The 25,529-nt window shown below is 73.6% G+C and carries 26 protein-coding genes and 1 pseudogene; 15 read left to right on the top strand and 12 right to left on the bottom strand.

All coding sequences use genetic code 11. The annotated features are described in order from the left end of the window. Positions 1-232 precede the first annotated feature (232 nt). Positions 233-1,180: pseudogene (locus KUM39_RS01780) on the bottom strand (VldE C-terminal domain-containing protein); the annotation flags it as partial. Positions 1,181-1,285: 105 nt separating this feature from the next. On the opposite strand from KUM39_RS01780, the gene dapE reads away from it, so the two are divergent. Further along, on the top strand, positions 1,286-2,365 hold the full coding sequence (gene dapE, locus KUM39_RS01785) for a succinyl-diaminopimelate desuccinylase (RefSeq protein ID WP_217783541.1): 1,080 nt from the start codon (positions 1,286-1,288) through the stop codon (positions 2,363-2,365). A 144-nt stretch (positions 2,366-2,509) separates the two neighbouring features. Then, on the top strand, positions 2,510-3,268 hold the full coding sequence (locus KUM39_RS01790) for an LOG family protein (protein ID WP_217783542.1): 759 nt from the start codon (positions 2,510-2,512) through the stop codon (positions 3,266-3,268). Between the two features lie 80 nt (positions 3,269-3,348). On the opposite strand, the gene folP is transcribed toward KUM39_RS01790, so the two are convergent. Beyond that, on the bottom strand, positions 3,349-4,209 hold the full coding sequence (gene folP / locus KUM39_RS01795) for a dihydropteroate synthase (protein WP_217783758.1): 861 nt from the start codon (positions 4,207-4,209) through the stop codon (positions 3,349-3,351). A 150-nt stretch (positions 4,210-4,359) separates the two neighbouring features. On the opposite strand from folP, the gene KUM39_RS01800 reads away from it, so the two are divergent. Next, entirely contained in the window at positions 4,360-4,722 is a 363-nt protein-coding gene (locus tag KUM39_RS01800; RefSeq protein WP_217783543.1) for a DivIVA domain-containing protein, read from the top strand. Further along, the gene (locus tag KUM39_RS01805; protein ID WP_217783544.1) at positions 4,719-5,303 is read left to right on the top strand and encodes a DNA-3-methyladenine glycosylase I; all 585 of its coding nucleotides are present in this window, start codon (positions 4,719-4,721) and stop codon (positions 5,301-5,303) included. The genes KUM39_RS01800 and KUM39_RS01805 overlap by 4 nt, the downstream gene beginning before the upstream one ends. Positions 5,304-5,330: 27 nt before the next feature. Here the strand turns inward: KUM39_RS01805 and chcB are convergent, their stop codons facing one another. Then, positions 5,331-6,134, bottom strand: coding sequence for a 2-cyclohexenylcarbonyl CoA isomerase (gene chcB / locus KUM39_RS01810; protein WP_217783545.1), 804 nt, complete (start codon positions 6,132-6,134; stop codon positions 5,331-5,333). A gap of 374 nt (positions 6,135-6,508) precedes the next feature. On the opposite strand from chcB, the gene KUM39_RS01815 reads away from it, so the two are divergent. Continuing rightward, a complete protein-coding gene (locus KUM39_RS01815; protein ID WP_217783546.1) occupies positions 6,509-6,676 on the top strand; it encodes a DUF3117 domain-containing protein in 168 nt (55 codons plus the stop codon). A gap of 143 nt (positions 6,677-6,819) precedes the next feature. Here KUM39_RS01815 and KUM39_RS01820 read toward each other — a convergent pair whose 3' ends face one another. Further along, positions 6,820-7,527: an O-methyltransferase gene (locus KUM39_RS01820; RefSeq protein ID WP_308288022.1), complete on the bottom strand. Its 708-nt coding sequence runs from the start codon at positions 7,525-7,527 to the stop codon at positions 6,820-6,822. A 244-nt stretch (positions 7,528-7,771) separates the two neighbouring features. Between KUM39_RS01820 and sigE the strand changes: the two genes are divergently transcribed. The 4 genes from sigE (at position 7,772) to KUM39_RS01840 (ending at position 10,985) form a co-directional block, all read left to right on the top strand. Then, complete coding sequence (gene sigE / locus KUM39_RS01825) at positions 7,772-8,485, top strand: RNA polymerase sigma factor SigE (RefSeq protein WP_217783760.1); 714 nt, start codon at positions 7,772-7,774, stop codon at positions 8,483-8,485. After that, complete coding sequence (locus KUM39_RS01830) at positions 8,482-9,408, top strand: zf-HC2 domain-containing protein (RefSeq protein ID WP_217783547.1); 927 nt, start codon at positions 8,482-8,484, stop codon at positions 9,406-9,408. The genes sigE and KUM39_RS01830 overlap by 4 nt, the downstream gene beginning before the upstream one ends. Before the next feature lie 148 nt (positions 9,409-9,556). Beyond that, the gene (locus tag KUM39_RS01835; protein ID WP_217783548.1) at positions 9,557-10,009 is read left to right on the top strand and encodes a sec-independent translocase; all 453 of its coding nucleotides are present in this window, start codon (positions 9,557-9,559) and stop codon (positions 10,007-10,009) included. 307 nt (positions 10,010-10,316) lie between these two features. After that, positions 10,317-10,985: a hypothetical protein gene (locus KUM39_RS01840; RefSeq protein ID WP_217783549.1), complete on the top strand. Its 669-nt coding sequence runs from the start codon at positions 10,317-10,319 to the stop codon at positions 10,983-10,985. A 76-nt stretch (positions 10,986-11,061) separates the two neighbouring features. On the opposite strand, the gene KUM39_RS01845 is transcribed toward KUM39_RS01840, so the two are convergent. Genes KUM39_RS01845 through KUM39_RS01855 form a run of 3 tightly spaced genes read right to left on the bottom strand, consistent with a single transcriptional unit; the run spans position 11,062 to position 14,149 of the window. Further along, entirely contained in the window at positions 11,062-12,195 is a 1,134-nt protein-coding gene (locus tag KUM39_RS01845; protein ID WP_217783550.1) for an Mrp/NBP35 family ATP-binding protein, read from the bottom strand. A gap of 42 nt (positions 12,196-12,237) precedes the next feature. Continuing rightward, entirely contained in the window at positions 12,238-12,858 is a 621-nt protein-coding gene (locus tag KUM39_RS01850; protein WP_217783551.1) for a DUF1003 domain-containing protein, read from the bottom strand. Beyond that, a complete protein-coding gene (locus KUM39_RS01855; RefSeq protein WP_217783552.1) occupies positions 12,848-14,149 on the bottom strand; it encodes a magnesium transporter MgtE N-terminal domain-containing protein in 1,302 nt (433 codons plus the stop codon). Before KUM39_RS01855 ends, KUM39_RS01850 begins: the two co-directional genes overlap by 11 nt. Positions 14,150-14,344: 195 nt before the next feature. Here KUM39_RS01855 and KUM39_RS01860 point away from each other — a divergent pair, with 195 nt between their 5' ends. Then, a complete protein-coding gene (locus KUM39_RS01860) occupies positions 14,345-15,082 on the top strand; it encodes a hypothetical protein (RefSeq protein ID WP_217783553.1) in 738 nt (245 codons plus the stop codon). A gap of 20 nt (positions 15,083-15,102) precedes the next feature. On the opposite strand, the gene KUM39_RS01865 is transcribed toward KUM39_RS01860, so the two are convergent. Together KUM39_RS01865 and KUM39_RS01870 are read right to left on the bottom strand one after the other, a co-directional pair. Continuing rightward, entirely contained in the window at positions 15,103-15,624 is a 522-nt protein-coding gene (locus tag KUM39_RS01865; RefSeq protein WP_217783554.1) for a hypothetical protein, read from the bottom strand. Between the two features lie 54 nt (positions 15,625-15,678). Further along, positions 15,679-16,812, bottom strand: coding sequence for a magnesium and cobalt transport protein CorA (locus KUM39_RS01870; protein ID WP_217783555.1), 1,134 nt, complete (start codon positions 16,810-16,812; stop codon positions 15,679-15,681). A 473-nt stretch (positions 16,813-17,285) separates the two neighbouring features. Here KUM39_RS01870 and KUM39_RS01875 point away from each other — a divergent pair, with 473 nt between their 5' ends. The 4 genes from KUM39_RS01875 to KUM39_RS01890 all read left to right on the top strand — a co-directional run bounded on the left by KUM39_RS01875 (position 17,286) and on the right by KUM39_RS01890 (position 20,543). Further along, on the top strand, positions 17,286-17,882 hold the full coding sequence (locus KUM39_RS01875) for a suppressor of fused domain protein (RefSeq protein WP_217783556.1): 597 nt from the start codon (positions 17,286-17,288) through the stop codon (positions 17,880-17,882). Positions 17,883-18,034: 152 nt separating this feature from the next. Then, the gene (locus KUM39_RS01880) at positions 18,035-18,676 is read left to right on the top strand and encodes a DUF6758 family protein (RefSeq protein WP_217783557.1); all 642 of its coding nucleotides are present in this window, start codon (positions 18,035-18,037) and stop codon (positions 18,674-18,676) included. Positions 18,677-18,832: 156 nt separating this feature from the next. Beyond that, positions 18,833-19,690 carry a PHP domain-containing protein gene (locus KUM39_RS01885; RefSeq protein ID WP_217783761.1) on the top strand — a complete coding sequence of 286 codons (858 nt, stop codon included), beginning with the start codon at positions 18,833-18,835 and terminating at the stop codon, positions 19,688-19,690. A gap of 247 nt (positions 19,691-19,937) precedes the next feature. After that, positions 19,938-20,543, top strand: coding sequence for a MarC family protein (locus KUM39_RS01890; protein WP_217783558.1), 606 nt, complete (start codon positions 19,938-19,940; stop codon positions 20,541-20,543). A 33-nt stretch (positions 20,544-20,576) separates the two neighbouring features. Here KUM39_RS01890 and KUM39_RS01895 read toward each other — a convergent pair whose 3' ends face one another. After that, a complete protein-coding gene (locus KUM39_RS01895) occupies positions 20,577-20,729 on the bottom strand; it encodes a DUF8834 family protein (protein WP_217783559.1) in 153 nt (50 codons plus the stop codon). A 205-nt stretch (positions 20,730-20,934) separates the two neighbouring features. Here KUM39_RS01895 and KUM39_RS01900 point away from each other — a divergent pair, with 205 nt between their 5' ends. Then, positions 20,935-21,831 carry an NYN domain-containing protein gene (locus tag KUM39_RS01900; protein WP_217783560.1) on the top strand — a complete coding sequence of 299 codons (897 nt, stop codon included), beginning with the start codon at positions 20,935-20,937 and terminating at the stop codon, positions 21,829-21,831. A 32-nt stretch (positions 21,832-21,863) separates the two neighbouring features. Here KUM39_RS01900 and KUM39_RS01905 read toward each other — a convergent pair whose 3' ends face one another. Then, on the bottom strand, positions 21,864-22,763 hold the full coding sequence (locus tag KUM39_RS01905) for an alpha/beta fold hydrolase (protein ID WP_217783561.1): 900 nt from the start codon (positions 22,761-22,763) through the stop codon (positions 21,864-21,866). Positions 22,764-22,926: 163 nt separating this feature from the next. Then, the gene (locus KUM39_RS01910; RefSeq protein WP_217783562.1) at positions 22,927-25,278 is read right to left on the bottom strand and encodes a DEAD/DEAH box helicase; all 2,352 of its coding nucleotides are present in this window, start codon (positions 25,276-25,278) and stop codon (positions 22,927-22,929) included. Between the last annotated feature and the right edge of the window lie 251 nt (positions 25,279-25,529).

The raw sequence follows: 25,529 nt of genomic DNA on the forward strand, positions 1-25,529 counted from the left end.
GGCCGGGGGAGCGTCCGCACTACTGTCCGGTGACGATCCGGACCGCGCCCATGAGCCGCTCGGCGCCGTCCCCGCTCCCGCCGCCCGCCGTGGTGCCCGAGGGGTCCCCGGAGGGGTCCGCCCCGGTGGACGGGAAGGCGGGCGGGGTGGGCGCCTTGGCGTCCGGGGTGCCGTCCGGGTCCGCGCCGGTGGCGCCCGGCGCGTCGGAGCCGCCGGAGTCACCCGTGCCGCCCGAACCGTCGGAGCCGTCCGATGCCGACGCCGGTGCCGTGTGCCAGCCGGAGCCGCCCGCCGTCCACTCCCGGCCCCCGTAGGCGACCCGGTCGATGTGCAGGGCCGAGGAGTTGGCCACCGCCCAGTGCGCGAGCTGCCAGCCGCGCTCGCGCTCGTCCTGCCCCGCCGCGTCCGTCGCCGAGCCGTCCGGCACCGGCACGGTCACCGTCCGGCCGCGCGCCGTCGAGGTCACGCTCGGCTCCGGGGACGGCGACGGCACCCGTGTGCCGCCCACCTCCGCGCCGGTCTCCTTCAGCGCGTCCCGCCCGAAGTCCCGTACCAGCGCGGCCCGTACGGCGTCCGGACCGCTCGCCCCGGCCGTCCGCGCGGGGCGCCCGTCGCAGCTCAGGGTGGCCGCCGCCTGGCCGGTCAGGGCCGCCGCGAGCAGCTTCGCGTCGCCCTCGTGCTTGGCGTACGCCTCCGGGTAGCCGCTGCGCTGCACCCGCTGCGCGGCCACCGTCAGCGGCAGCTCCTTGTAGTCCGGCACGCGGGCGAGGTGGGCGTAGAAGATCCCAGCCGCGTACGCCGGGTCCATGATCTGCCGCTCCGTGCCCCAGCCCTGCGAGGGGCGCTGCTGGAACAGGCCCAGCGAATCCCGGTCGCCGTGGTCGAGGTTGCGCAGCCCGGACTCCTGGAGCGCGGTGGCCAGCGCGATCGTCACCGCCCGCTCCGGCATGCCCCGGCCGGTGCCCACGGCGGTGATCGTCGCCGCGTTCACCGCCTGCTCGGGCGTGAAGTCGTACGAGGTGCCGTCACCGTCGTTGGACACCACCACGCAGCCGCGCCCCGGCCCTCCGGTGACGTACTGCGCCACGAGGTACGCGGCGACCGCCGCCAGGACCAACAACGCGGCGCCGAGGCGCGCGAGACGGCGGCGCCGGGGGCGCGAGGGGGACGGCTCTGACACGCGTACAAGGTACTGGAGGCCGCCCGGCGCCTCACGGCGGGTGCGCCGGGCGCGGACGGCACGGCGCGCGAGGGGAGTTTGACGACGGGCCCTAGGCTCGGCCGTATGCCCGAGACCTCGCTCGACCTCAGCCTGGACGCCGCCGCGCTCACCGCGCGGCTCGTTGACCTCCCCTCCGAGAGCGGCACCGAGAAGCCCCTCGCCGACGCGATCGAGGCCGGTCTGCGCACCCTGCCGCACCTGACGGTCGAGCGGCTCGGCAACAACGTCCTCGCCCGCACCGACCTCGGCCGCGCCGAACGCGTCGTGCTGGCCGGGCACATCGACACCGTGCCGATCGCGGACAACGTGCCGTCCCGGCTCGACGAGGACGGTGTGCTCTGGGGCTGCGGCACCTGCGACATGAAGTCCGGCGTCGCCGTGCAGCTGCGCATCGCGGCCACCGTCCCCGCCCCCAACCGCGATCTCACCTTCGTCTTCTACGACAACGAGGAGGTCGCCGCCGAGCTGAACGGCCTCAAGCACGTGGCCGAGCAGCGGCCCGAGTGGCTGCGCGGCGACTTCGCGGTCCTGCTGGAGCCGTCCGACGGCGAGGTCGAGGGCGGCTGCCAGGGCACCCTGCGGGTCCTGTTGAGGACGAAGGGCGAGCGCGCCCACTCCGCGCGCGGCTGGATGGGCTCCAACGCCGTGCACGCCGCCGCGCCGATCCTCGCCCGGCTCGCCGCGTACGAGCCGCGCGAACCGGTCATCGACGGGCTCCGGTACCGCGAGGGCCTCAACGCGGTCCGGATCTCCGGCGGGGTCGCGGGCAACGTCATCCCCGACGAGTGCGTGGTCACCGTCAACTTCCGCTACGCGCCCGACCGCAGCGGCGACGAGGCCGTCGCGCACGTCCGCGAGGTGTTCGCGGACTGCGGTGTCGAGGAGTTCGTCATCGACGACCACAGCCCCGGCGCGCTGCCCGGCCTCTCCCACCCGGCCGCCGTCGCGTTCATCGAGGCCGTCGGCGGCACCCCGCGGCCCAAGTACGGCTGGACCGACGTCTCCCGCTTCTCCGCGCTCGGTGTCCCCGCGGTCAACTACGGCCCCGGCAACCCGCATCTGGCACACAAGCGGGACGAGCGGGTGGAGGTGGCGAAGATCCTCGCGGGCGAGGAGCGGCTGCGCCGCTGGCTGACCGCGTAAGCGGGGGACGGTACGACGCGTGCCGCTCCGGTGCGGTCCTCTCCGGTCCGGGACATGCCTGGGCCGGACACGCCCGCGTCCCCCGTCCTTGACCCGCGTGGATCTACGCTGAGGCTGTACCACCGCCGAACGGAGGGAGCGCACATGGCTACCGGAAACCCCGTGGGGAAGAAGCAGCCGCCGGACGAGCAGCGGCTCGGGCCGGTCCTCCGCCGACGCGGGCAGGTCACCGCCAGCACCACCGACCAGCGTCTGCTGGACGAGCGGGCGCCCTCCGACTGGGTCCACACCGACCCCTGGCGCGTCCTGCGCATCCAGTCCGAGTTCATCGAGGGCTTCGGCACGCTCGCCGAACTCCCGCCCGCCATCAGCGTGTTCGGCTCCGCCCGGACCCCGGTGGACTCTCCCGAGTACGACGCGGGGGTCCGGCTCGGCGGCGCGCTCGTGGACGCCGGATGGGCCGTCATCACCGGGGGCGGGCCGGGCGCGATGGAAGCGGCCAACAAGGGCGCCTCCCAGGCGGGCGGCGTCTCCGTCGGGCTCGGCATCGAGCTCCCCTTCGAGCAGGGGCTGAACCCCTACGTCGATATCGGGCTGAACTTCCGCTACTTCTTCGTCCGCAAGATGATGTTCGTGAAGTACGCGCAGGGATTCGTCGTCCTGCCCGGTGGACTCGGCACCCTCGACGAGCTGTTCGAGGCGCTGACCCTCGTCCAGACCCAGAAGGTCACCCGCTTCCCGATCGTCCTCTTCGGCAGCTCCTACTGGGGCGGCCTCCTCGACTGGCTCCGCGACACCCTCGTCTCCCAGGGCAAGGCGTCCGAGAAGGACCTGCTGCTCTTCCACGTCACGGACGACGTGGAAGAGGCGGTGGCCCTGGTGTCCAAGGAGGCGGCTCGCTGAGGCGGTGCCTGCCGGGTGCGGGTGGGCCGGTCGCAGGGTTCCCCGCGCCCCCCCGGGAGGCGGGCCGCGCCGCCGTCCCGTCAGGCCAGGCCCCGCCGGGCCACCGCGGGGTCCCGGTGGCCCGCGATGGAACCGACCATGTCCAGGATCTGCCGGGTCTCGGCGACCTCGTGGACGCGGTAGACCCGGGCGCCGAGCCAGGCGGAGACGGCGGTGGTGGCGAGGGTGCCGAGGAGACGTTCCTTCACGGGGCGGTCCAGGGTCTCGCCCACGAAGTCCTTGTTGGACAGGGACACCAGCACCGGCCAGCCGGTGGCGACCAGTTCGTCCAGGCGGCGGGTGGCCTCAAGACTGTGGCGGGTGTTCTTGTTGAAGTCGTGACCGGGGTCGATGAGCACGGACTCGCGGGGAACACCGAGTTCGACGGCACGCTCGGCGAGCCCGACGGTGACCTTCAGGATGTCGGCGACCACGTCCTCGTAGACCACCCGGTGCGGACGGGTACGCGGCTCCGCGCCGCCCGCGTGGGTGCAGACGAGCCCGGCGCGGTAGCGGGCGGCGACCTCGGCGAGGCCGGGATCGACGCCGCCCCAGGCGTCGTTGAGGAGGTCGGCGCCCGCGTCGCAGACGGCTTCGCCGACGGCGGCCCGCCAGGTGTCCACGCTGATCACGACGTCCGGGAACCGCCGCCGCACCTCCGCGACGAACCCGGCCGTGCGCCGGATCTCCTCCTCGGCGGTGACCTCCTCGCCGGGCCCGGCCTTGACCCCGCCGATGTCCACGATCGCGGCGCCCTCGGCCACCGCCCGCTCCACCCGCGCGAGGGCGGGCTCGTCGAGGAACGTGGCCCCCTGGTCGTAGAAGGAGTCCGGGGTCCGGTTCACGATCGCCATGATCACCGGCTCGTGCGGCCCGAATTCCCGCCTGCCCAGCCTGAGCATCCCCTGAGACCTCATCTCCGTGCACCGCCGCGCGCCAGCCGCCCCGACGGACGCCTGCGACCCTAGCCGCAGCCCGCGCATGGCACGATCGGGGTCTGACAGTGTGGCGTCCGGCAGCGGCCGGTACATCGAGCGTGGGGACTTCTGGCGATGGTTGTGTTCCTGTTCCTGGTCGTCGCCCTCGTGGTGGTGGTCGCCGGGGTGACACTCGCGGTGGTCGGCGGCGGGGAGAACGCCCCGCTGCCCGACGCGGCCCCGGAACGCCTCCAGGACCCGCTGCCCGAGGACCGCCCGGTGCGCAGGGCGGACGTGGAGAGCCTGCGCTTCCCGGTCGCCCCGCGCGGCTACCGGATGGCCGACGTGGACGACGCCCTCGGCCGCATCGGCGCCGAACTCGCGGAACGGGACGCCCGGATCGCGGACCTGGAGTCCGCCCTCGCCGGTGCCCGTGCCGCCGCGCACGCCCGGCAGGAGCAGCGGCCGGGCGGACCGGGACCGGAGGACCTGCGATGAGCGGGGGAGCGGCCGTCGGCCCGGACGGGCTGCCGCGCTGCCCGTGGGCGCTGTCCACCGAGGACTACGTCGCCTACCACGACGAGGAGTGGGGCCGCCCGGTCCACGGCGACGACGCGCTGTTCGAACGGCTCTCCCTGGAGGCGTTCCAGTCCGGCCTGTCGTGGATCACGATCCTGCGCCGCCGCCCCGGCTTCCGCGCCGCGTTCGCGGACTTCCGCATCGACGAGGTCGCCGTGTTCACCGACGCCGACCGGGAACGGCTGCTGGCCGACGCCGGGATCATCCGCAACCGCGCCAAGATCGACGCGACCCTCGCCAACGCCCGCGTCCTCACCGGCTGGGCGGAGGGCGAACTGGACGCGCTGATCTGGTCCCACGCGCCCGACCCGGCGGCCCGCCCGGCACCGGCCACGCTCGCGGACGTCCCGGCGGTCACCCCGGAGTCCACCGCGCTCGCCAGGGCACTGAAGAAGCGCGGCATCCGATTCGTCGGCCCCACCACGGCGTACGCCCTGATGCAGGCGTGCGGACTGGTGGACGACCACCTCGCGGACTGCGCGAGCCGCGCCGCCCGCTGACCGTCCCTCGTCCGGCGCCGGGGCGGCTCAGCGGCCCCGGTACTCCGGCTTCCGCTTGTTGACGAACGCGTCCACCGCGATCGTGTGGTCCTCGGAGGCGCCCGCGCGGGTCTGGAGCTCGTCCTCCTTCTCCAGCGTCTCGTCGAGCGAGTGCGACAGCCCGTAGACCATCGCCTCCTTGATCGCCGCGTACGCCACCGTCGGCCCCTCGGCCAGCGCGCGCGCCGTCCGCTCGGCCTCCGCGCGCAGGTCCGCCGCCGGGACCACACGGGTGGCGATGCCCAGCTCCAGCGCCTCGCGGGCGCCGATGTTGCGCGGGAACAGCAGCAGGTCGGCGGCGCGGCCGGGGCCGACGACGCGCGGCAGCGTCCAGGAGATGCCCGAGTCGGCGGTGAGCGCGACGCCCGCGAACGCCGTGTTGAACGCGGCGGTGTCCGCCACCAGCCGGTAGTCCGCCGCCAGCGCGAAGCCGAGGCCCGCGCCCGCCGCGACCCCGTTCACCGCCGCGACCACCGGCTTGGGCGCCCCGGCCAGCGCCCGTGTGATCGGGTTGTAGTGCCGCCGCACCGTGCTCATGACCTGCCCGGACCCGGTCTCCCGGTCCTCGGCCAGCAGCCCGATGTGCTCCTTGAGGTCCTGCCCCACGCAGAACGCCCGCTCCCCGGCCGCGGTCAGCAGGATCGCCCGTACGGCGGTGTCCGTCGCGGCGGATTCGGCGGCCTCGCGCAGTGCCTCCTTGGCCGCGACGTTCAGCGCGTTCATCGCCTCGGGGCGGTTGAGCGTGATCGTCGCGAGTCCGTGGTCCACCTCGTACAGCACGGTGTCGGCCATGAACGCATCCTCCCGGTGTGTGCCCTGCCCACCGCTCGGTGGCGGCCTCTGCGAAGCACAGCATGACCGAGATCGCGGCGCCGGAACCGGGCCGTGTGTGTGACCTGCGTCAAACAAAAGACGCGGGAAGGTACCGGGTGGTCCCCCCGAGGTCGGCGGAGTATCGCAGCCACATCCCCGAATTGGGTGGTTTTGCTCGCGCGCGTTGCCCAAGCGATGCCGATTGATGTTGGTCATCGGGTGCGGCCATGCGGGATAATGGCCGGGAAGCAATGTGTTCGATGCCGGTCGCGTGTGTCCGCTGCCCGGACCACGGGCGTCCCTCGCGGGGCCCCGGCAGACGATGAACCTGGTTTCCAGGAAGGGGTACGAGCATGGCGGCCATGAAGCCGCGGACGGGCGATGGCCCGCTCGAGGTGACCAAGGAGGGGCGGGGCATCGTCATGCGCGTTCCGCTCGAAGGCGGCGGTCGGCTCGTCGTCGAGCTGACCCCTGACGAGGCCGAGGCGCTCGGCGAGGCCCTCAAGAAGGTCGTCGTCTGACGCACCGCGACGGACGCGCCCGAAGGCACCGGAGATCTCCGGAGAATGTGGGCCCAAAGCCGCAGCCCCGGCACCGTACGCGGTGCCGGGGCTGCGGCTTGTCCGGGACCGGGGCATGCCCTACGCCCGTCCGCGTGTCCCCGTCATCTGTTCGCCACGCACAGCAGCCCGTCCCCGACCGGCAGCAGCGAGGCCACCATTTCCGAGTCCTCCGTGCTCTCCCGCACGGCGCGCAGCAGCTCGCGCAGCCGCAGCACCTCGGTCGGCTGCGGACCCGAGTCCACCGTGCGACCGCCCGCGAAGACGCCCTCGAAGACCACCAGCCCGCCCGGCCGCAGCAGGCGCAACGATTCGGCGAAGTAGGCCGGGTACTCCAGCCGGTCGCCGTCGCAGAACACCAGGTCGTAGCCCGCGTCCGCGAGCCGGGGGAGTACGTCCAGGGCGTGGCCGGGGATGAAACGGGCCCGGTTGCTGGCGAAGCCGCAGGCGCGGAACGCCTGCCGGGCGAACTGCTGGTGCTCGGGCTCCGGGTCCACCGTGGTCAGGACGCCGTCCGGGCGCATCCCGCGCAGGAGGTGCAGGCCCGACACACCGCAGCCGGTGCCGATCTCCGCGACCGCCTTCGCGTCCACCGAGGCGGCCAGCAGCCGCAGCGCGGCACCCGTGCCGGGCGACACCGAGCGCAGCCCTGCCTCGCGGGCCCGGTCGCGGGCCCAGCGCAGCGCTTCGTCCTCGGCGACAAAGGCGTCGGCGAACGCCCAGCTCGTCGGCCCGTTGGCGGTAATGACCCTCTCCTGTCCCCGTGGTTGCCTCGGCGTGACTGTATCCGTTGGCCTCGGGAACTCGCAGATGGGACCGGGCGTTGTAAGGGCGTGAGCCGGTGCACCCGGACGGGACGGGGGACGAGAGGTGCGAGAGGTGGACGAGGTAGGCGAGCGGACACCGCCGCCGCCCGACGGGGCGCGAGGTTCCTTCTTTAACTCAGGCAAAACCGCTTATCCGGAGCTAACGGGCGACGTGGCTATGGTGGGGTCTCCACTGGACATCACCAGAGCCGACAGGGGAGGTGCGGCCACGTCCGAGGACCGGGGCGGAGTGCTGCGGCGCTTCCTCGGGGCGGGCAGGCCGAAATCCGTGACCGACACCGCTGCTCACGCCAGCCACACCGCCGGCTCCGATCCCGGCGAGACCCAGACCGCGACCTTCACCACCGACGCGGACGGGCAGGCGTGGACTCCGCCCAGCTGGGAGGAGATCGTCAGCACGCACAGCGGTCGGGTCTACCGCCTGGCCTACCGGCTCACGGGCAACCAGCACGACGCGGAGGACCTGACGCAAGAGGTCTTCGTGCGCGTCTTCCGCTCGCTGTCCACGTACTCCCCGGGCACCTTCGAGGGCTGGCTGCACCGGATCACCACCAACCTGTTCCTGGACATGGTCCGCCGCAAGCAGCGCATCCGCTTCGACGCGCTCGGCGAGGACGCGGCCGAGCGGCTGCCCAGCCGCGAGCCCAACCCCCAGCAGGTCTTCAACGACGCCCACTTCGACGCCGACGTGCAGCAGGCCCTGGACACCCTCGCGCCCGAGTTCCGCGCCGCCGTCGTCCTGTGCGACATCGAAGGACTGTCGTACGAGGAGATCGCCGCGACCCTCGGCGTGAAGCTCGGCACGGTCCGCTCCCGCATCCACCGCGGGCGCTCCCAGCTCCGCAAGGCGCTCGCGCACCGGTCCCCGGAGGCGCGCAAGGCCGAGCGGCGCTCGTTCATGGGGCGTGTCCCCGCGCTGGGAGGAGGGGGCGCGACGGCGTGAGCGGCACACATCCCAAACCCCTGCACACCCGCTTCGCGGAACAGCACCTGGGCGACCGGCTCTCCGCCCTGGTGGACGGCGAGCTGGGCCACGAGACCCGCGAGCGCGTCCTCGCCCACCTGGCCACCTGCGCCCGGTGCAAGGCCGAGGCCGATGCCCAGCGGCGGCTGAAGAACGTGTTCGCCGAAGCGGCCCCGCCGCCGCCCTCCGCGAGCCTGCTCGCCCGCCTCCAGGGTCTGCCCGGCGGAGACGGCGACTCCCCGCTGTCCGGTCCCGGCCTGCCCGGCCGCGGCGGCGAGCCCGGCGTCTTCGACCTGCGCGGCGGCGACCGCTTCGCGTTCGGCTACGCCCCGGTCGGGCACACCCCGGCCGAGGAGCGCGGTTTCCGTATCCACCCGGTCGGCCGTCCCGAGGCCGAGCGCGGCTCCTCGCGCGGACTCAGGTTCGCCGTGGCCGCCGCCGGAGCGGTCTCCCTGGCCGCCGTCGCCCTCGGTGGGGTGACCACCGCGCTGCCGGGCGACAGCAGCGCCGAGGCCCGGACCGGCGCGGGCAGCGGCAGCGTCCTCCCGGCCCGCTCGGCGGGCGCGGTCCCGGCCACCCCCGAGACCCAGCGCCGCCGCACCCTCGCCGCCCAGCCCGCCCGGTCCGACGGCACCCCGGCCGCCGCGACCTCCCGCTCGGCCCCGCTGCTCCCCGGTATGCCGGCCCAGTCCACGGGCCCCGTCCGGGAGGCGGTCAACGAGACCACCACCCCCCTCATGGCGGGCGTGGCCGCCGTCTCCCCCCTGATACGCCCCCCGGGCCCGGTCACTCCCTACCCCCTCTCCGCTTGGACCGCCGCCCCACCGACCCCCACGAACACCCCCACCCCCACTCCGGCCACCACCCCCACCCCGACGCCCCGCGGTCACGAGTCCCGCTGAGCGGAACGGGGCGGACCGAGCGGGGCGCGGACGCGCTCCTGGGGGACCCTTCGCCCGGATCGGGTCGAAGTCTCCCCTCGGGGCAGTACCGGTACGGGCGGGGCGGCGGGTACCGTGGAGCGACCGAGGGCATCCCGAGGAGTGACTGGTGTTCAATGACATAGGGCCGCTGGAGCTGCTGACGCTCGTCGTCCTTGCGGTGATCGTCTTCGGACCGGACAAGCTGCCGAAGTTCATCCAGGACGTCACCCGGATGATCCGCAAGGTCCGGGAGTTCTCCGACAGCGCCAAGCAGGACATCCGCAGCGAACTGGGCCCGGAGTTCAAGGACTTCGAGTTCGAGGACCTCAACCCCAAGACCTTCCTGCGTAAGCAGTTGGACAACGACGAGTTCGGCCTGCGGGACATCCGCAGCGGCTTCGACCTGAAGAAGGAGATGGCCGACGTCACCGACTCGGTCAACGGGCGGGACATCACGTCCGCCGCCTCCGCCGCCTCGGTCGTGCCCTCCGCCAACGGGTCCGGCCGGATCGACATGACCAAGAAGCCCGAGCAGCCCGGCAAGGACGACCACCCGCCGTTCGACGCCGACGCCACCTGAGCCGTCCGGTCGCCCGAGCCGTCCGAGTCGGCTGAGTCCTACGCGTCTTACGACCCGTCGGATTCCACTGACCCGGCGTCACCACCCCGCCCCTCCGTCGGACGTGACGCGTTTCATGGCGTTCCGACCCCCTCCGACCCCCCCGGTACGACGCCAACGGAGCGTCAGCGGGGGCCACGCGCCGCCCGGTTTCCCGGCCGTCCCCGGCGGTGTGGATATGCTGCCGAGTCGTTGTGCGGACCGGAGGAGTACGCCCGAAGGGGGGCGGGCGGCCCCGGTCCGACGAGATCGAGGAGGCGTCCGGCACATGGAGACGACGAGTCGGGTGGGTGCGAACACGGCCGCGGCGGGCGGGCAGCGCCCCGGCGCCCGCCGTGCGATCGACGGCTACCTTCAGGCGCCCTTCCCGTGGTACGGCCTCGACGAGGCGTTCACGGGGCCGCGCTGGCTGATGCAGGTCGCCGCGGCGGCGGACGGCACGGTGGAGCACGGATCGACCGGGCACGGTGACGAGCCCTCGGTGCGCAACGAGCACACGGCCGCCGCTGCCGCCGACGAGCCCCGCGAGAAGTTCGCGGTGGTGGTCACCGTCGCCGCCAACCCGTCCCGCAGGAGCGCCGACGGCACCGGGCTGCTGGAGGCCACCTCGGTCTCCTCCGCCGCCTGGCTCGCCGGGGTCGGCCTGCTGTCCTTCACGTGGCCCGGCCAGATGGACCACAGCCTGCGCGACGACTGGCTGGACCAGCAGACCGAGACCGCCTGGGAGCTGGCCGACGACCTCGACGGCGAGGAGTGGTCCTCCCTCTCCCTCCCCGTGGACGGTGTGCCCATGCCCTTCCACTACCGCGAGTCCGAGTTCGGCTGGGTCCTCGCCGGTACCACCGGGCAGGGCGTCCACCTCGGCGCGTACGGCCGGGGCATGAGCGCGTACGGTCTCGCCTTCGCGGTCGTCAAGGACATCGCCGCGTACGCCTGAGCCGCGCGGGAGCACGGGAAAGGGGGCGCCCCGCGGGGCGCCCCCTTTCCCGTGGCGGGAAGGCCCGCCGACCTGCTCAGAACTTGTTCTTCGGGGTGATCCCCAGGGACAGCCCCGACAGTCCGCGCGCCCGGCCGCCCAGCTTGCCCGCGATGGCGCGCAGGGCCGAGCCCGCCGGGGAGTCGGGGTCGGTGAGGACGACCGGACGGCCGTCGTCGCCGCCCTCCCGCAGCCGCACGTCGATCGGGATGCTGCCCAGCACCGGCACCGTGGCGCCGGTGGTGCGGGTGAGTCCGTCCGCGACGGCCTGGCCGCCGCCGGTGCCGAACACGTCGAGCATCTCGCCGCAGTGCGGGCAGGGCAGCCCGGACATGTTCTCCACCACGCCGACGATCTTCTGGTGCGTCTGCACCGCGATGGACCCGGCCCGCTCCGCGACCTCGGCGGCGGCCTGCTGAGGTGTCGTCACCACCAGGATCTCCGCGTTCGGCACCAGCTGCGCCACCGAGATGGCGATGTCACCGGTGCCCGGCGGCAGGTCCAGCAGCAGCACGTCCAGGTCACCCCAGTACACGTCCGCAAGGAACTGCTGGAGCGCGCGGTGCAGCATCGGCCCGCGCCACACCACCGGCGCGTTGCCCGGCGTGAACATGCCGATGGAGATGACCTTCACGCCGTTCGCGGACGGCGGCATGATCATGTTCTCGACCTGGGTGGGACGGCCGTCCGCGCCCAGCATCCGGGGCACCGAGTGGCCGTAGATGTCGGCGTCCACGACCCCGACCTTCAGTCCGTCGGCGGCCATCGCCGCCGCCAGGTTCACCGTCACCGAGGACTTGCCGACGCCGCCCTTGCCGGAGGCGACCGCGTACACCCGGGTCAGGCTGCCCGGCTTGGCGAACGGCACCTCGCGCTCGGCCTGCCCGCCGCGCAGCGCCTCCGCCAGCTCCCGGCGCTGCTGGTCGCTCATCACGTCCAGCGCCACGTCCACCCGCGTGACCCCTTCGAGGCGGGAGACCGCCTCGGTCACCCGCGAGATGATCGTCTCGCGCATCGGGCAGCCGGAGACGGTCAGGTACACGGTCACCGCGACCGCCCCGTCCGCGCCGATCTCCACCGACTTGACCATTCCCAGTTCGGTGATGGGCCGGTTGATCTCGGGGTCGTTCACCGTGGACAGCGCTTCGCGCACCGCGTCTTCCGTAGCCATACGTCGATGGTACGGCGGAGCGGACCCCCGCCGGGAGGCGCCTCAGCGGTCGTCGGTGTCCCGGTCGGCCGGGAGATCCACCTGGTGGGTGCGGAACGCCGAGTGGCTGCCGGGCCCGGCATGGCCGTCGGCACGGCGGCGCTCCTCCAGCTCCTTCACCAGATCCTGGAGTTCGGAGCGGATCCAGTCGCGCGTGGCGACCTCCCCGAGCCCCATCCGCAGCGCGGCCACCTCACGGGTCAGGTACTCGGTGTCCGCGATGGACCGCTCGTTCTGCTTGCGGTCCTGCTCCAGGTTGACCCGGTCCCGGTCGTCCTGCCGGTTCTGCGCGAGCAGGATCAGCGGCGCCGCGTAGGACGCCTGGAGGGACAGCATCAGCGTCAGGAAGATGAACGGGTACTGGTCGAAGCGGAGATGCGCGGGCGCGGCGATGTTCCACACCACCCAGACGATGATGACGACCGTCATCCAGACGATGAACCGCCCGGTGCCCAGGAAGCGGGCGATCCGCTCCGACAGCCGTCCGAACGCCTCCGGGTCGTACTCCGGCAGGAAGCGGTGGCGCGGTGCGCGCGGCTGGTCCAGCCGGGCCGCGCGGGGGCGCGGCGCGGCGGTGGCACCGGCCGGGCTCCGGTCGCGGGCGGGGTCGCGGTCAGCCGCCATGACGTGCCGTCTCCTCTCCCTCACCGAGTTCCTCGTCGAGGTGGAACTCCGTCTCCCGCCAGTCGTCGGGCAGCATGTGGTCCAGTACGTCGTCCACGGTGACCGCGCCGAGCAGCGACCCGGACTCGTCCACCACGGGCGCCGCGACCATGTCGTAGGTGGCGAAGAACCCGGCGATCACCGGCAGCGTGGCGTCCGGGTCCAGCGGGCGCAGGTCGTCGTCCACCAGCGAGCCGACCAGGGTGTACGGCGGGTCGCGCAGCAGCCGCTGGAAGTGCACGGTGCCCAGGTACTTGCCGGTCGGGGTCTCGTCGGGCGGGCGGCAGACGTAGACCTGCGCGGCGAGCGCGGGGGAGAGGTCCTGGTTGCGGACGCGGGCGAGCGCGTCGGCGACCGTCGCGTCCGCGCGCAGCACGATCGGCTCGGTCGTCATCAGCCCGCCCGCGGTGTGCTCCTCGTACGACATCAGACGGCGCACGTCGGCGGCCTCGGAGGGCTGCATCAGGCTGAGCAGCCGCTCCTTGTCGCCCTCGGGCAGCTCGGAGAGCAGGTCGGCCGCGTCGTCGGGGTCCATCGCCTCCAGTACGTCGGCGGCGCGCTCCTCCTTGAGCTTGCCGAGGATCTCGATCTGGTCGTCCTCGGGCAGCTCCTCCAGTACGTCCGCGAGCCGGTCGTCGTCCAGGGCGGCGGCGACCTCCGCGCGCCGCTTGGCGGAGAGGTGGTGCAGCACGTTGGCGAGGTCGGCGGGGCGGAGCTGTTCGAAGGTGGCGAGCAGGTTCTCGGCGCCCTGGCCGTGCTCCTCCAGGGAGAACCCGGTGACCCCGGACCACTCCACGGTCAGCGTCTCGCCCTTCGCCCGCCGGAACGCCCCGGCCCGGCGGCCCTTGCGGACGAAGACCTTGTCGATCTCCCACTCCCGCCGCGCGGGCAGCTGCTGCACGGCCAGGTCCAGGACGGTGACCTCCTCGCCGGTCTCGGCGAGCGTCACCCGCCGGTCCAGCAGCTCCCCGAAGACCAGCCGCTCGGTGGGCCGTTGCTCGAACCGGCGGACGTTGAGCACGCCGGTCGTGATGACCTGGCCGGAATCGACGCCGGTGACGCGGGTCATCGGCAGGAAGATACGGCGGCGGGTGGCGAGTTCGACGACCAGGCCGAGGACGCGCGGCGGACGGCGGCCGACCCGGAGCATGGCGACCAGATCGCGCAGCCGTCCCACCTGATCGCCCGCCGGGTCGAAGACCGGGACCCCGGCGAGGTGCGAGACGAAGATGCGCGGGGCGCCGCCTGCCATGAGTGTGCTTCCTTTGCTCGCCGTGCCGGGGGACCGCTGTCTCTCTGCCTGCCCGCTCGCGTGCGCTTCAGGCTAGCCCGTACCGATCGGATACGCCCTGGTGGGGCGGTCCGGACGGACCGGCTCGGTGGCGCCGCTCCCGCCCCGGTACGCTGCGGTGCGCCGTACCGGACCGTCAGAGAGGCAGCGCCACCCGTGACTCCGATTCCCCAGGGCCGGACCCGCCGGGCCGTGTTCGCCGCGGCGGTGTGCGCGCTGGCCGTGACGGTCGCGCCGGTGCTGACAGGCTGTGGCGACGAGGACCCGGACGCGGGAACCAACGGCGTGGGGAAGCTGGCCCCGGCGAAGATCCAGGCCCGTACGCTCGCCGCCGCCGACGCGGCCGGAGCGGTCCGGCTGGCCGGGACGGTGGTCACCAGCGGGCGTACGTACCGGCTGGACATGCGCCTCAAGAGCGGCGGCGGCACCGGCTCGGTCACCTCGGGGGGCTCGACGTTCGGCCTGCTCAGGACCGGCGAGGAGCTGTATCTCAAGGCCGACCGCGCCTTCTGGAGCCACGGCGGCGACTCGGCGGCGGCCGGGAAGCTCGACGGCAAGTACGTGAGGGTGCCGAGCAGCGACCCCGCGTACAAGAAGTTCAGCGGGTTCACGGACAAGGACGTCCTCCTCGACGGACTGCTGACGCTGCACGGCTCGCTGGCCACCGCCGGACGCCACGAGGAGGCGGGCACCCGCACGGTCCGGGTCACCGGCGACGGGGGCGCGGGCGGCACCCTGGACGTCTCCCTGAAGGGCACGCCGTACCCGCTGCGCCTGGAGCGCGGCGGCGGCGCGGGCACCCTGCGCTTCTCCGACTGGGGACGGGACTTCTCCGTGGAGCGGCCGAAGCGGTCCGAGACCGTGGACTACGGCAGGCAGCTCCCGGCCTCCTGACCGGCGCCCCGCCGCGCGGGTCAGCCCTTCTTCCGCCGCTTCCGTCCGGCCAGCAGCCTCGGCAGCGCGGCCGGGGCCGGGCGCCGGGTGGTCGCCGGGGTGGGCAGCGGACGGGCGGCGAGGTCCCCGGTGGGGGCGGGCAGCGGGCTCCCGGCGGGGGCGAGCCGCAGCACCCGGCACTCCCGTGCCCAGCGCTCCGGCATCCGCTCGGCGTCCGGCGCGTTCAGCCGCTTGCCGCGCAGCTCGGCCACCGCCGCCTCCCAGGCCCCGGACCCCGGTGCCGCCTCGGACACCGACGCGGGCCAGCTCACCAGCCGGCCGCCCTTGTCCTTGCCGCGCACGGTCACCTCGGCGGTGGAGCCGTCGGCGAGCCCGGTCAGCGGCTGCTCGCCCGGCCCGTCCCCGACCACCCACACCGCGCCCTCGTGCCACACGTGCCACAGCGGACGGGCCGCGTCCGCCCCGGAACCCCGCACCCAGACCAGGCCGGACTTCTTGGCGGCCTCCTCGATCAGGGCCCGCTCCAGCAGCTCGCTCGTCATACCGCCCAGCCTATCGACGCGGCCCATACACGCGTCCTGTCCAGGCGGCCGGGCTCAGAGCCAGCCGTTCCGCTTCAGCGTGCGGTGGATGGCGAGACAGAGCAGGGCGGTGACCCCCATGATCACCGGGTATCCGTACCGCCAGTGCGTCTCCGGCATGTAGGTGAAGTTCATGCCGTACACCCCGCACACCATCGTCGGCACGGCGATGATCGCGGCCCAGGCGGTGATCTTGCGCATGTCCTCGTTCTGCGCGACCGACGCCTGCGCCAGGTTGGCCTGGAGGATCGAGTTCAGCAGTTCGTCGAAGCCCAGCACCTGCTCCTGGACGCGGGCGAGGTGGTCGGCGACGTCCCGGAAGTACTTCTGGATGTCGGGGTCCACCAGCCGCATCGGCCGCTCGCTCAGCAGCTGCATGGGCCGCAGCAGCGGGGCCACCGCGCGCTTGAACTCCAGTACCTCGCGCTTGAGCTGGTAGATCCGCGCCGAGTCCACACCGCGCGAGACCCCGCCGCGCCGACCGGGGGAGAAGACCTCGGTCTCCACCTCGTCGATGTCGTCCTGCACGGCGTCCGCGACCGCGATGTAGCCGTCCACCACATGGTCCGCGATGGCGTGCAGCACCGCCGAGGGGCCCTTGGCGAGCAGTTCGGGGTCGTCCTGGAGGCGGTGGCGCAGTGCGCGCAGCGAGCCCTGGCCGCCGTGCCGGACGGTGATGAAGAAGTCCCGGCCGGTGAAGCACATGACCTCGCCCGCCTCGACGACCTCGCTGGTCGCGGTGAGCCGGTCGTGCTCGACGTAGTGGATGGTCTTGAACACGGTGAACAGGGAGTCGTCGTAGCGCTCCAGCTTCGGCCGCTGGTGTGCCTGCACGGCGTCCTCGACGGCCAGCGGGTGCAGCCCGAACTCCCGCGCGATACCGGCGAACTCCTCCTCGGTCGGCTCGTGCAGGCCGATCCAGACGAAGCCGCCGTCCCGGCGCACCTGGCGCATCGCCTCGTGCGGGGTGAGCGGCCGGTCGCAGGGCACCCGCGCGCCGTCCCGGTAGACCGCGCAGTCCACCACGGCGGACGGGGAACCGGGGGCACGCGTGGCGTCGTACGGCGTACTGGTGAGGGTCTTCTCCTTGCGCGGCGAGACGCGGGAGGCGGGACGGACCACGGCGCGCAGGTCGCGGATCATCGACATGGGCAGGCTCCTTCGCGGGCGGGCGGCGAGCCCACGCGGGGAACGGGTGGAACTACCCGGAATGAGGACGTCCTGCGGCGGTTTCCCCGGCGGGCGGGGAAATGAGGTTTGGCTCGTCCACAAAGCGGGGAGCACCGCACCGTCACGGTGGCGGCTTCGCTGCCGATGCATAACTGATGCAGGTCAGACAGATCAGGCAAAGCGAGACGAAGTGCTCTTCTGGACCGCGAAGCGGGAATGAGGCGACAGAGGCCGGATTCAGATCAGCGGCGGGAAGAGCGAGTGGTACTGCACGGCCGACTTCGATCCATGACAGCCCCACCTCCTCCGGCCGGTCCCTCGTAAGGGAGTCTCAGCGTCGGGACCCGTAGCGACGCTGTGACGCGCGCTGCCCGAACCATCGGCAGCGTAGCAGTCGGCTTCTCTGTCAAGGCGCCGCTTTGCCCGCCACTGACGAGTTCTATGCTCGCCGCATGGCTGATGTCCTTCCCCTCACCGAGGCCCGGCTGACCACCGCGCTGGGCGCGCCGGACGCGCGCGCCGCCGTCACCTTCCTCGGCACGGACCGCATCGAGGTGCTCCGGTTCCGCGAGGGGGACCTCGTCCGGTACGCCACGCTCGGCATGTCCGCGCACCCCATGAGCGACCCCACCGCGCTGGTCGCGGACCCCGTCGCCGGTCCCCGCGCCGAACTGGTCCTCACGGTGCGCGCGGGCGTCGCCGACACCGACCGGGTGCTCAGGCCGCTCGCCGTGCTGGCCGCGTCCCCGCAGGTCGAGGGGGTGGTCGTGGCGCCCGGCGCGTCCCTGGACACCGGTGGCCCGCTGTGGCCCGGCGCCCCCTTCACCTCGGTGCTGGTCGGCGAGCCCGGCGGCCTGGTCGAGGACCTGGAACTGGACGCCCCGCTGGAGGCCGTACGGTTCCTGCCGCTGCTGCCGATGACGCCGAACGAGGCCGCCTGGAAGCGGGTGCACGGCGCGCGGGCGCTGCACGAGCAGTGGCTCGCACACGGCACCGATCTACGCGACCCGGCCCGCCGCTCCGCCCCCCTGGACACCCCGGCGGCGTGAGCAAGCTCACCAAGACATCGCGCGGTCAAGGGAGTTGACGCCCGGCCGGGGACCGGCCACCCGACCGCGCGGCCGGGGGCGCCGACGCGGGGCGCGGCCGGGCGGGTGATCGTCCTTGACGCGGGCCGGTCCGGGGAGGACCGTGGGGCTCTATGAGGGGCGAACCCAGTTGCCCGAAGTGTGGTGGCCGGGTCCGGGCTCCCGGACTCTTCGCCGACGCCTGGCAGTGCGACGCGCACGGGGCGGTCCACCCCATGCAGCCCGTGATACCGCCGAGCGTCGATGCGCTGGGCGCCGTGGTGCACCGCACCCGCGTCCCCGTCTGGATGCCGTGGCCGCTCCCCGTCGGCTGGCTGTTCACCGGCGTGGCCGGTGCGGGTGACGACCGGAGCGGCGGCCGGGCCAGCGCCGTCGCCTGCTCGGGCCCCGGCCCGCTCGGCGGCGCCGGGGAGATGATCCTCGTCGCGGAGGAGCTGGGCGTCGGACTCGGCGCACGCTACGCGGGCATCGACGGCCCCGACCCCGGCGCCCTGCTGGACATGGAGAAGCCCCCGGAGGCGAAGGTGCTCGCCGCCGGTCGTCCCACCCCGCTCTGGCACGTCCACCGGGCACCCGGCGACCGCGCGGTCTTCGCGGGCGAGGCGCTCGGCATGTGGCTGTGGGCGGTGATGTGGCCCGAGCAGGCGGGGCTGCTGATGTACGACGAGCTGGTGCTGACCGATCTGCGCGACGCGGGCGCCGAACTCGACCTCGTCCCCTGCGGCGCGCTGTCCCCCCGGCTGCTGGGGCCGTGAACCGGGGCGCCCGCAGTGCGGTGGCGCCGTGGGAGAGCCGGGGGCAAGGGGCGGCGGTGTAGGGGGCGCAGGGCGGGTGGGGGGCTGACCGGAGCACGGAGACGCGAAGGCTATCCTTGGGTGTCCCCTTCCGTCCCGTTCCCGTCCGGAGTCGCCGTGCGCATCGACCTGCACTGCCACTCCACGGCGTCCGACGGCACGGACACCCCGGCCGAGCTGGTGCGCGGCGCGGCCGCCGCCGGGCTGGACGTCGTCGCCCTCACCGACCACGACACCACCCGCGGGTACGCCGAGGCCACGGCCGCGCTGCCGGGCGGGCTGACCCTGGTCACCGGTGCCGAGCTGTCCTGCCGGGTGGACGGTGTCCCGATGCATCTGCTCGCCTATCTCTTCGATCCCGAGGAGCCCGCACTGCTCGCCGAGCGCGAGCTGGTCCGGGACGACCGGGTGCCGCGCGCCCGCGCGATGGTGGCGAAGCTGAACGGCCTCGGGGTGCCCGTCACCTGGGAGCAGGTGGACCGGATCGCCGCCGGGGGTTCGGTGGGCCGACCGCACGTGGCGACCGCCCTGGTGGAGCTGGGTGTGGTGGAGACGGTGAGCGACGCGTTCACCCCGGACTGGCTCGCCGACGGCGGGCGGGCCCACGCGCCCAAGCACGAGACCGATCCGTTCGAGGCGATCCGGCTGGTCAGGGGCGCGGGCGGGGTCACCGTCCTCGCCCACCCGGCCGCCGCCAAGCGGGGCCGCACGGTCCCGGAGGAGACCGTCGCCGCGCTCGCCTCGGCCGGACTCGACGGCATCGAGGTCGAGCACACCGACCACGACCCCGCCGCCCGCGCCCGGCTGCGCTCGCTCGCCGCCGACCTCGGGCTGCTGGTCACCGGGTCCTCCGACTACCACGGCAGCCGCAAGACCGTCGCGCTCGGCGAGAACACGACCGACCCCGAGGTGTACGGGGAGATCGTGCGGCGGGCCACCGGCGCGTTCCCGGTCCCCGGAGCCGGCGGAGCCTGACCCCTTCCCATACCTCCGGGCGCTTCTCCCGCTCCGGGGTCACCCTGGCCCGACATCGACCGGAATACCTGATTCCGGATCAAGCGGCCCCGGCCCCGGACGCGGACCCGAATCTCCCGACCCGCCACCGGACCACCGGGTCCACCCGGTCACGCCGGTCCTCCCGGCCCCCGTGGCCGCCCCCGGCGCGGGCACCGACCGCGCCGTCTCCCCCGTTCACCCTCTTACGCAAGGCCCGTACCACCCCATGTTCGACCTCGCCGTGTTCGGCTCCCTGTTCCTGACCCTGTTCGTCATCATGGACCCGCCGGGGATCACCCCGATCTTCCTGGCGCTGACCGCGGGACGCCCCGCGAAGGTCCAGCGCCGGATGGCCCTCCAGGCCGTCTGTGTCGCCGGTGGCGTGATCGCCACGTTCGGCGTGCTGGGCCACCAGATCCTCGACTACCTGCACGTCTCGGTGCCCGCGCTGATGATCTCCGGCGGGCTGCTGCTCCTGCTGATCGCGCTGGACCTGCTCACCGGCAAGACCGACGAGCCCAAGCAGACCAAGGACGTCAACGTCGCCCTCGTGCCGCTCGGCATGCCGCTGCTCGCCGGGCCGGGAGCCATCGTGTCGGTGATCCTCGCCGTGCAGAAGGCGGGGAGTGTCGCCACGCAGGTCTCGGTGTGGTCCGCGATCCTGGCCATCCACGTCGTGCTGTGGCTGGTGATGCGCTACTCGCTGCTGATCATCCGCGTGATCAAGGACGGCGGTGTCGTCCTGGTGACCCGGCTCGCGGGCATGATGCTCTCCGCGATCGCCGTGCAGCAGATCATCAACGGGGTCACTCAGGTGATCCGGGGGAGCTGAGAGCGTTGGCTCGGCTCCCCCGGAAGACGTGAGTTACGAGGCCGGGGTGTCGGCCGGGCGGATCCACAGGCGCTGCCCGATGGCGGCGGCCTGCTGCACGATCCGGTTGACGGAGGCGGCGTCCACGACGGTGCTGTCCACGGGCGTGCCGTTGACCTCGTCGAGTCGCATGATCTCGAAGCGCATGGGCTTCTCCCTTCGTCTGGTCATCCTCCTGCGGAGAACTACTGGGTTTCTGTGTCCGTACTGAGTCAACGGGAACCGCCCGAAGAACATTCCCTACGCTAAGGAAATTTTTCGAACGACTAATTACTGACCGGTAAGCGGTGTGTTACGGGACCCAGCGGGACCGGTTGTGTTCGCAGCGTGACCGACAGGACAATGGGAAGCGATGAACGACGACCTGGCGGCCCTCGCCGCCCGCATCGACCACGCCAACGAGCTGCTGCGGCGCATGCTCGCGGAGGTGGCCAAGACGCCGTCCACCCACGCGATCTTCGTGGACGCGGGCTACCTCTACGCCGCCGCCGGACGGCTGGTCGCCGGGACCGAGGACCGCCGCGCCTTCGACCTCGACACCGAGGGCCTCATCGACGCGCTGATCGACAAGGCCCGCACGATCTTCGCCGACAGCCGACTGCTGCGCGTCTACTGGTACGACGGCGCCCGGCGCCGCATCCACACCGCCGAGCAGCAGAGCATCGCGGAACTGCCCGACGTCAAGGTCCGGCTCGGCAACCTCAACGCCAACAACCAGCAGAAGGGCGTGGACTCCCTCATCCGCACCGACCTGGAGTCCCTCGCCCGGCACCGCGCCATCAGCGACGCGGCCCTGCTCGGCGGTGACGAGGACCTCGTCTCGGCGGTGGAGGCCGCGCAGGGGTACGGCGCGCGGGTGCACCTGTGGGGCATCGAGGCGCCCGAGGGACGCAACCAGGCCGAGCCGCTGCTCTGGGAGGTGGACAGCCAGCGCACCCTGGACCTCGACTTCTTCAAGCCGTACGTCTCCCGGCGCACCGCCGCCGTCCACGAGGCCGCGCCCGGTGTCCGGCCCACCCGCGACGACGTACGGTTCGTCGGCGCCCGGATCGCCGCGAAGTGGCTGGCCGAGCGGGGCCGTGAACCGATGGGCGAGCTGCTGCCCGGCCACCCGTACCTGCCGGGCTCGGTGGACCAGGATCTGCTGGTCGAGGCGGAAGGGCTGCTGGCGTACTCCCTGCGCGGCCAGGCGGATCTGCGGCGTGTGCTGCGGGACGGGTTCTGGGAGCACATCCAGACGCAGTTCTGACCGGCCGTGGCTCCCGCGGGGTCCTGCGCCTCCTACGACTCCTGCGGCCGGGCGGGATGCGCGGGGTGGGCGTCCCAGAAGTCCGCCAGGGCGCGGGCCGTCTCCGCCGGGCGGTCGGTGTTGGGGGAGTGCTCCGCCCCCGCGATCACGGTCCGCCGCGCGCCCAGCCGCTCCGCCATCGCGTCCAGCAGCTCCACCGGCCACACGTCGTCCCGCGCCCCGGACAGCACGTGGTACGGCAGTCCCCGCGCCGCGAGTTCCGCGACCCGGTCCGGCTCGGTGCACAACTGGCGTCCGGTGACGACGAGTTGGGCCGGGCTGGTGGCGATCCAGCGGCGGCGCAGGTCCGCCCGGTCGGCCAGGCCGCCGTCCAGCCCGACCGCCCCGGAGTCCCCGCCCCGCTCCATCGCCCGCATCGCGGCCCACACCTCGGCCGGGGTCAGCACCGCGAGCGCGTCCCGCAGCAGCTTCACCCGCTCCCGCTGCGGCGCCGAGATCTCCGCCGGGCCCGAGGACATCAGCGTGAGCGTGGCGAACGGGGTGGCGTCCATGAGCAGCGCGGCACGGGCCACGAGACCGCCCAGCGAGTGGCCCAGCAGATGCACGGGTGCGCCGACGGCCGCCGCCTGCGCGAGCACGTCACGTGCCAACTCGTCCTGCGCGTAAGGGGTTTCGTCGTCCGTCGGACCCGCCGACTCGAACTGCCCCCGCCCGTCCACGGCGACCGTACGGTATCCGCGCGCGGCCAGCGGGGCGTGCAGCGGGTTGAAGTCCTCCTTGCTCCCGGTGTAGCCCGGCAGCAGCAGGACGACCCCGCGCGCCGCCACGCCCTCCGCCACGGCGCCGTCCACCACCGCGAACTCCCCGCGCGCGGTCCGCAGCGCGTGGGCGCGGGCACCGGGGGGCGGGACGAAGGTGTCGGGTCGGCTCATGGGGAGAGGCTAACCGGCCGCCGGGGCGCGGGGGTTGCGGGGTGCGGGTCCGTACCGGCCGGGGTCCGGGCGGCTCTCCGGGACCGTGCCGCGGTACCGGAGAAACGCCGGTTGCCCGGACCCCCTTGCCGGGGGGCCGGGCAACCTGGCGGTGACGCGGGGGTCAGGCTTCGGTGGCTTCCGGGGCCGCCGCGGCCTTGCGGGTGCGGCGGCGGGGCTTGGTCTCCGCCTCCGGTGCCTCGGTGGCCTGGGCGGGGATCTCCGCCACGACCGCCTTCACGGCCGCCTTGCGGGTCCGGCGCGGCTTGGCCTCCGCCACCACTGCGGCGTCCGCCGTCTCCACGACGGGCTCCGCCTTCTTCCGGGTGCGGCGCGGCTTCACCTCGGCCTCGGCGCCCTCGACGGCCACCGGCTCGGCGGCGACGGCCTTGCGCGTGCGGCGCGGCTTGGCCTCCGTACCCTCGGCGGTCTCGACGGCGGCGACGGCCGCCTTGCGGGTGCGGCGGGGCTTGGCCTCCGCCACCACGGCTTCGGCGACCTCCGCCGTCTCCGCGACGGGCTCCGCCTTCTTCCGGGTCCGGCGCGGCTTGGTCTCCACCGGCTCCGCGGTGTCGGCCACGGCCTCCGCCGTCGCCACGACGGGCTCCGCCTTCTTGCGGGTGCGGCGCGGCTTAACCTCCGTGGCCTCCGTACCCTCCGCCGTCTCGACGGCGGTCACGGCGGCGGCGGCCTTGCGGGTGCGGCGCGGCTTGGTCGCGGCCGGAGCCTCGGCCGCCACCTCCACCGGAGCCTCGGCCGCCACGGGCTCGGCCACCGGGGCGGCGGCCTCCACGGTCGGCGCCGCCTGCTCCGCCGCCGGGCGGCGGGTGCGGCGACGGCGCGGCTGCTGGGGCTCGGTGGCCTCCACCGTCTCCACGGCCTCGACCGCGGCCTCGGCGGGTGCGGCGGCGACGGCGGCCTCGGTCACCGGCGCGCCCTGCGCCGCACCACGGGTGCGGCGACGGCGGCGCGGGGTGCGCGGACCGGCCGTCTCCTCGACGGGACCGGCGGCGGGCGCCGACGCGGCCGGGGCGACGGCGTCCAGCTGGGCTCCGCCGCGCGTACGGCGGCGGTTGCGCGGGGTGCGGGTCCGCTCGCGCTCGGCCGGAGCCGAAGCCGGGGCCGGGGTCTCGCGGTCGGGGCGTCCGCCCCGCCCGCCGCGACCGCCGCGCGCACCGCGCCCGCCGGTCTCGCCCAGGTCCTCCAGCTCCTCCGCCGCGAGGCCCGCGCGGGTCCGCTCCGAGCGGGGCAGGACGCCCTTGGTGCCCTCGGGGATGCCGAGGTCGGAGAAGAGGTGCGGGGAGGTGGAGTACGTCTCCACCGGGTCGTTGAAGTCCAGCTCCAGCGCCTTGTTGATCAGCTGCCAGCGCGGGATGTCGTCCCAGTCCACGAAGGTGACGGCGGTACCCTTCGCGCCCGCGCGGCCGGTGCGGCCCACGCGGTGCAGATACGTCTTCTCGTCCTCGGGGGACTGGTAGTTGATGACGTGCGTGACACCGCCGACGTCGATGCCGCGCGCGGCCACGTCGGTGCAGACCAGCACGTCCACCTTGCCGTTGCGGAAGGCGCGCAGCGCCTGCTCGCGGGCGCCCTGCCCGAGGTCGCCGTGGACCGCGCCGGAGGCGAACCCGCGCCGCTGGAGCTGCTCGGCGATGTCGGCGGCCGTGCGCTTGGTACGGCAGAAGATCATCGCCAGCCCGCGCCCGTCGGCCTGGAGGATGCGGGCGATCATCTCCGGCTTGTCCATCGAGTGGCCCCGGTAGACGAACTGCTTGATGTTGGCGACTGTCGCGCCCTCGTCGTCCGGCGAGGTGGCGCGGATGTGGGTGGGGCGGGACATGTAGCGGCGGGCGAGACCGATGACCGCGCCCGGCATGGTCGCCGAGAACAGCATGGTCTGGCGGGACGCCGGGAGCATGTCCACGATCTTCTCGACGTCGGGCAGGAAGCCCAGGTCGAGCATCTCGTCGGCCTCGTCCAGCACCAGGCACTTGACCTTCGAGAGGTCGAGCTTCTTCTGGCCCGCGAGGTCGAGCAGTCGGCCGGGGGTGCCGACCACGACATCGACGCCCTTGCGCAGCGCCTCGACCTGGGGTTCGTAGGCCCGGCCGCCGTAGATGGCGAGGACCCGTACGTTGCGGACCTTGCCCGCGGTGAGCAGGTCGTTGGTGACCTGGGTGCACAGCTCGCGGGTGGGGACCACCACGAGGGCCTGGGGTGCCTCGGTGAGCGCGGCGGGCTCGGCGCGGCCGGCCTCCACGTCGGCGGGGACGGTCACGCGCTCCAGGAGCGGCAGGCCGAAACCGAGCGTCTTGCCGGTGCCGGTCTTCGCCTGGCCGATGACGTCCGTGCCGGAGAGGGCGACGGGGAGGGTCATCTCCTGGATGGGAAAGGGGTTGACGATGCCGACTGCCTCAAGGGCTTCGGCGGTCTCGGGGAAAATACCGAGGTCTCGGAACGTCGTAGTCAGGGCCATGCCTCTTCTGTGTACGCGGTGCGAGGCGAGCGCGGGGTCCGGGTCTGACCGTGCCGGGGACGTCGGCCGCCGCGGGCGTACCACGGTGGTAGGCCGTGAGCCACGGGACCACTGCCGACGCTCTAGCGCTCGTACCGCTGAGGGTGTCCCTCCGGTCGTCGTACGGGAGAGCCGTACGGGCGGGGAGGGCTGTCGGTTCGGAGCCGATCGGGCCACCGACCGGGCATCCTCCATGCGTGCGGCCCGATCGG

Source organism: Streptomyces corallincola (assembly GCF_019104725.1).
GTDB classification, from domain to species: domain Bacteria; phylum Actinomycetota; class Actinomycetes; order Streptomycetales; family Streptomycetaceae; genus Streptomyces; species Streptomyces corallincola.

Excerpts from the sequence above, each read along its gene's own strand:
- KUM39_RS01875 (WP_217783556.1), top strand. The coding sequence starts at position 17,286 with ATGGCTGATGTCCTTCCCCTCACCGAGGCCCGGCTGACCACCGCGCTG.
- KUM39_RS01790 (WP_217783542.1), top strand. The coding sequence starts at position 2,510 with ATGGCTACCGGAAACCCCGTGGGGAAGAAGCAGCCGCCGGACGAGCAG.
- KUM39_RS01900 (WP_217783560.1), top strand. The coding sequence starts at position 20,935 with ATGAACGACGACCTGGCGGCCCTCGCCGCCCGCATCGACCACGCCAAC.
- dapE (WP_217783541.1), top strand. The coding sequence starts at position 1,286 with ATGCCCGAGACCTCGCTCGACCTCAGCCTGGACGCCGCCGCGCTCACC.
- chcB (WP_217783545.1), bottom strand. The coding sequence starts at position 6,134 with ATGGCCGACACCGTGCTGTACGAGGTGGACCACGGACTCGCGACGATC.
- KUM39_RS01805 (WP_217783544.1), top strand. The coding sequence starts at position 4,719 with ATGAGCGGGGGAGCGGCCGTCGGCCCGGACGGGCTGCCGCGCTGCCCG.
- KUM39_RS01905 (WP_217783561.1), bottom strand. The coding sequence starts at position 22,763 with ATGAGCCGACCCGACACCTTCGTCCCGCCCCCCGGTGCCCGCGCCCAC.
- KUM39_RS01840 (WP_217783549.1), top strand. The coding sequence starts at position 10,317 with ATGGAGACGACGAGTCGGGTGGGTGCGAACACGGCCGCGGCGGGCGGG.
- folP (WP_217783758.1), bottom strand. The coding sequence starts at position 4,209 with ATGCTCAGGCTGGGCAGGCGGGAATTCGGGCCGCACGAGCCGGTGATC.
- KUM39_RS01850 (WP_217783551.1), bottom strand. The coding sequence starts at position 12,858 with ATGGCGGCTGACCGCGACCCCGCCCGCGACCGGAGCCCGGCCGGTGCC.
- KUM39_RS01870 (WP_217783555.1), bottom strand. The coding sequence starts at position 16,812 with ATGTCGATGATCCGCGACCTGCGCGCCGTGGTCCGTCCCGCCTCCCGC.
- KUM39_RS01855 (WP_217783552.1), bottom strand. The coding sequence starts at position 14,149 with ATGGCAGGCGGCGCCCCGCGCATCTTCGTCTCGCACCTCGCCGGGGTC.
- KUM39_RS01895 (WP_217783559.1), bottom strand. The coding sequence starts at position 20,729 with ATGCGCTTCGAGATCATGCGACTCGACGAGGTCAACGGCACGCCCGTG.
- KUM39_RS01815 (WP_217783546.1), top strand. The coding sequence starts at position 6,509 with ATGGCGGCCATGAAGCCGCGGACGGGCGATGGCCCGCTCGAGGTGACC.
- KUM39_RS01880 (WP_217783557.1), top strand. The coding sequence starts at position 18,035 with ATGAGGGGCGAACCCAGTTGCCCGAAGTGTGGTGGCCGGGTCCGGGCT.
- KUM39_RS01890 (WP_217783558.1), top strand. The coding sequence starts at position 19,938 with ATGTTCGACCTCGCCGTGTTCGGCTCCCTGTTCCTGACCCTGTTCGTC.
- KUM39_RS01910 (WP_217783562.1), bottom strand. The coding sequence starts at position 25,278 with ATGGCCCTGACTACGACGTTCCGAGACCTCGGTATTTTCCCCGAGACC.
- KUM39_RS01800 (WP_217783543.1), top strand. The coding sequence starts at position 4,360 with ATGGTTGTGTTCCTGTTCCTGGTCGTCGCCCTCGTGGTGGTGGTCGCC.
- KUM39_RS01845 (WP_217783550.1), bottom strand. The coding sequence starts at position 12,195 with ATGGCTACGGAAGACGCGGTGCGCGAAGCGCTGTCCACGGTGAACGAC.
- KUM39_RS01865 (WP_217783554.1), bottom strand. The coding sequence starts at position 15,624 with ATGACGAGCGAGCTGCTGGAGCGGGCCCTGATCGAGGAGGCCGCCAAG.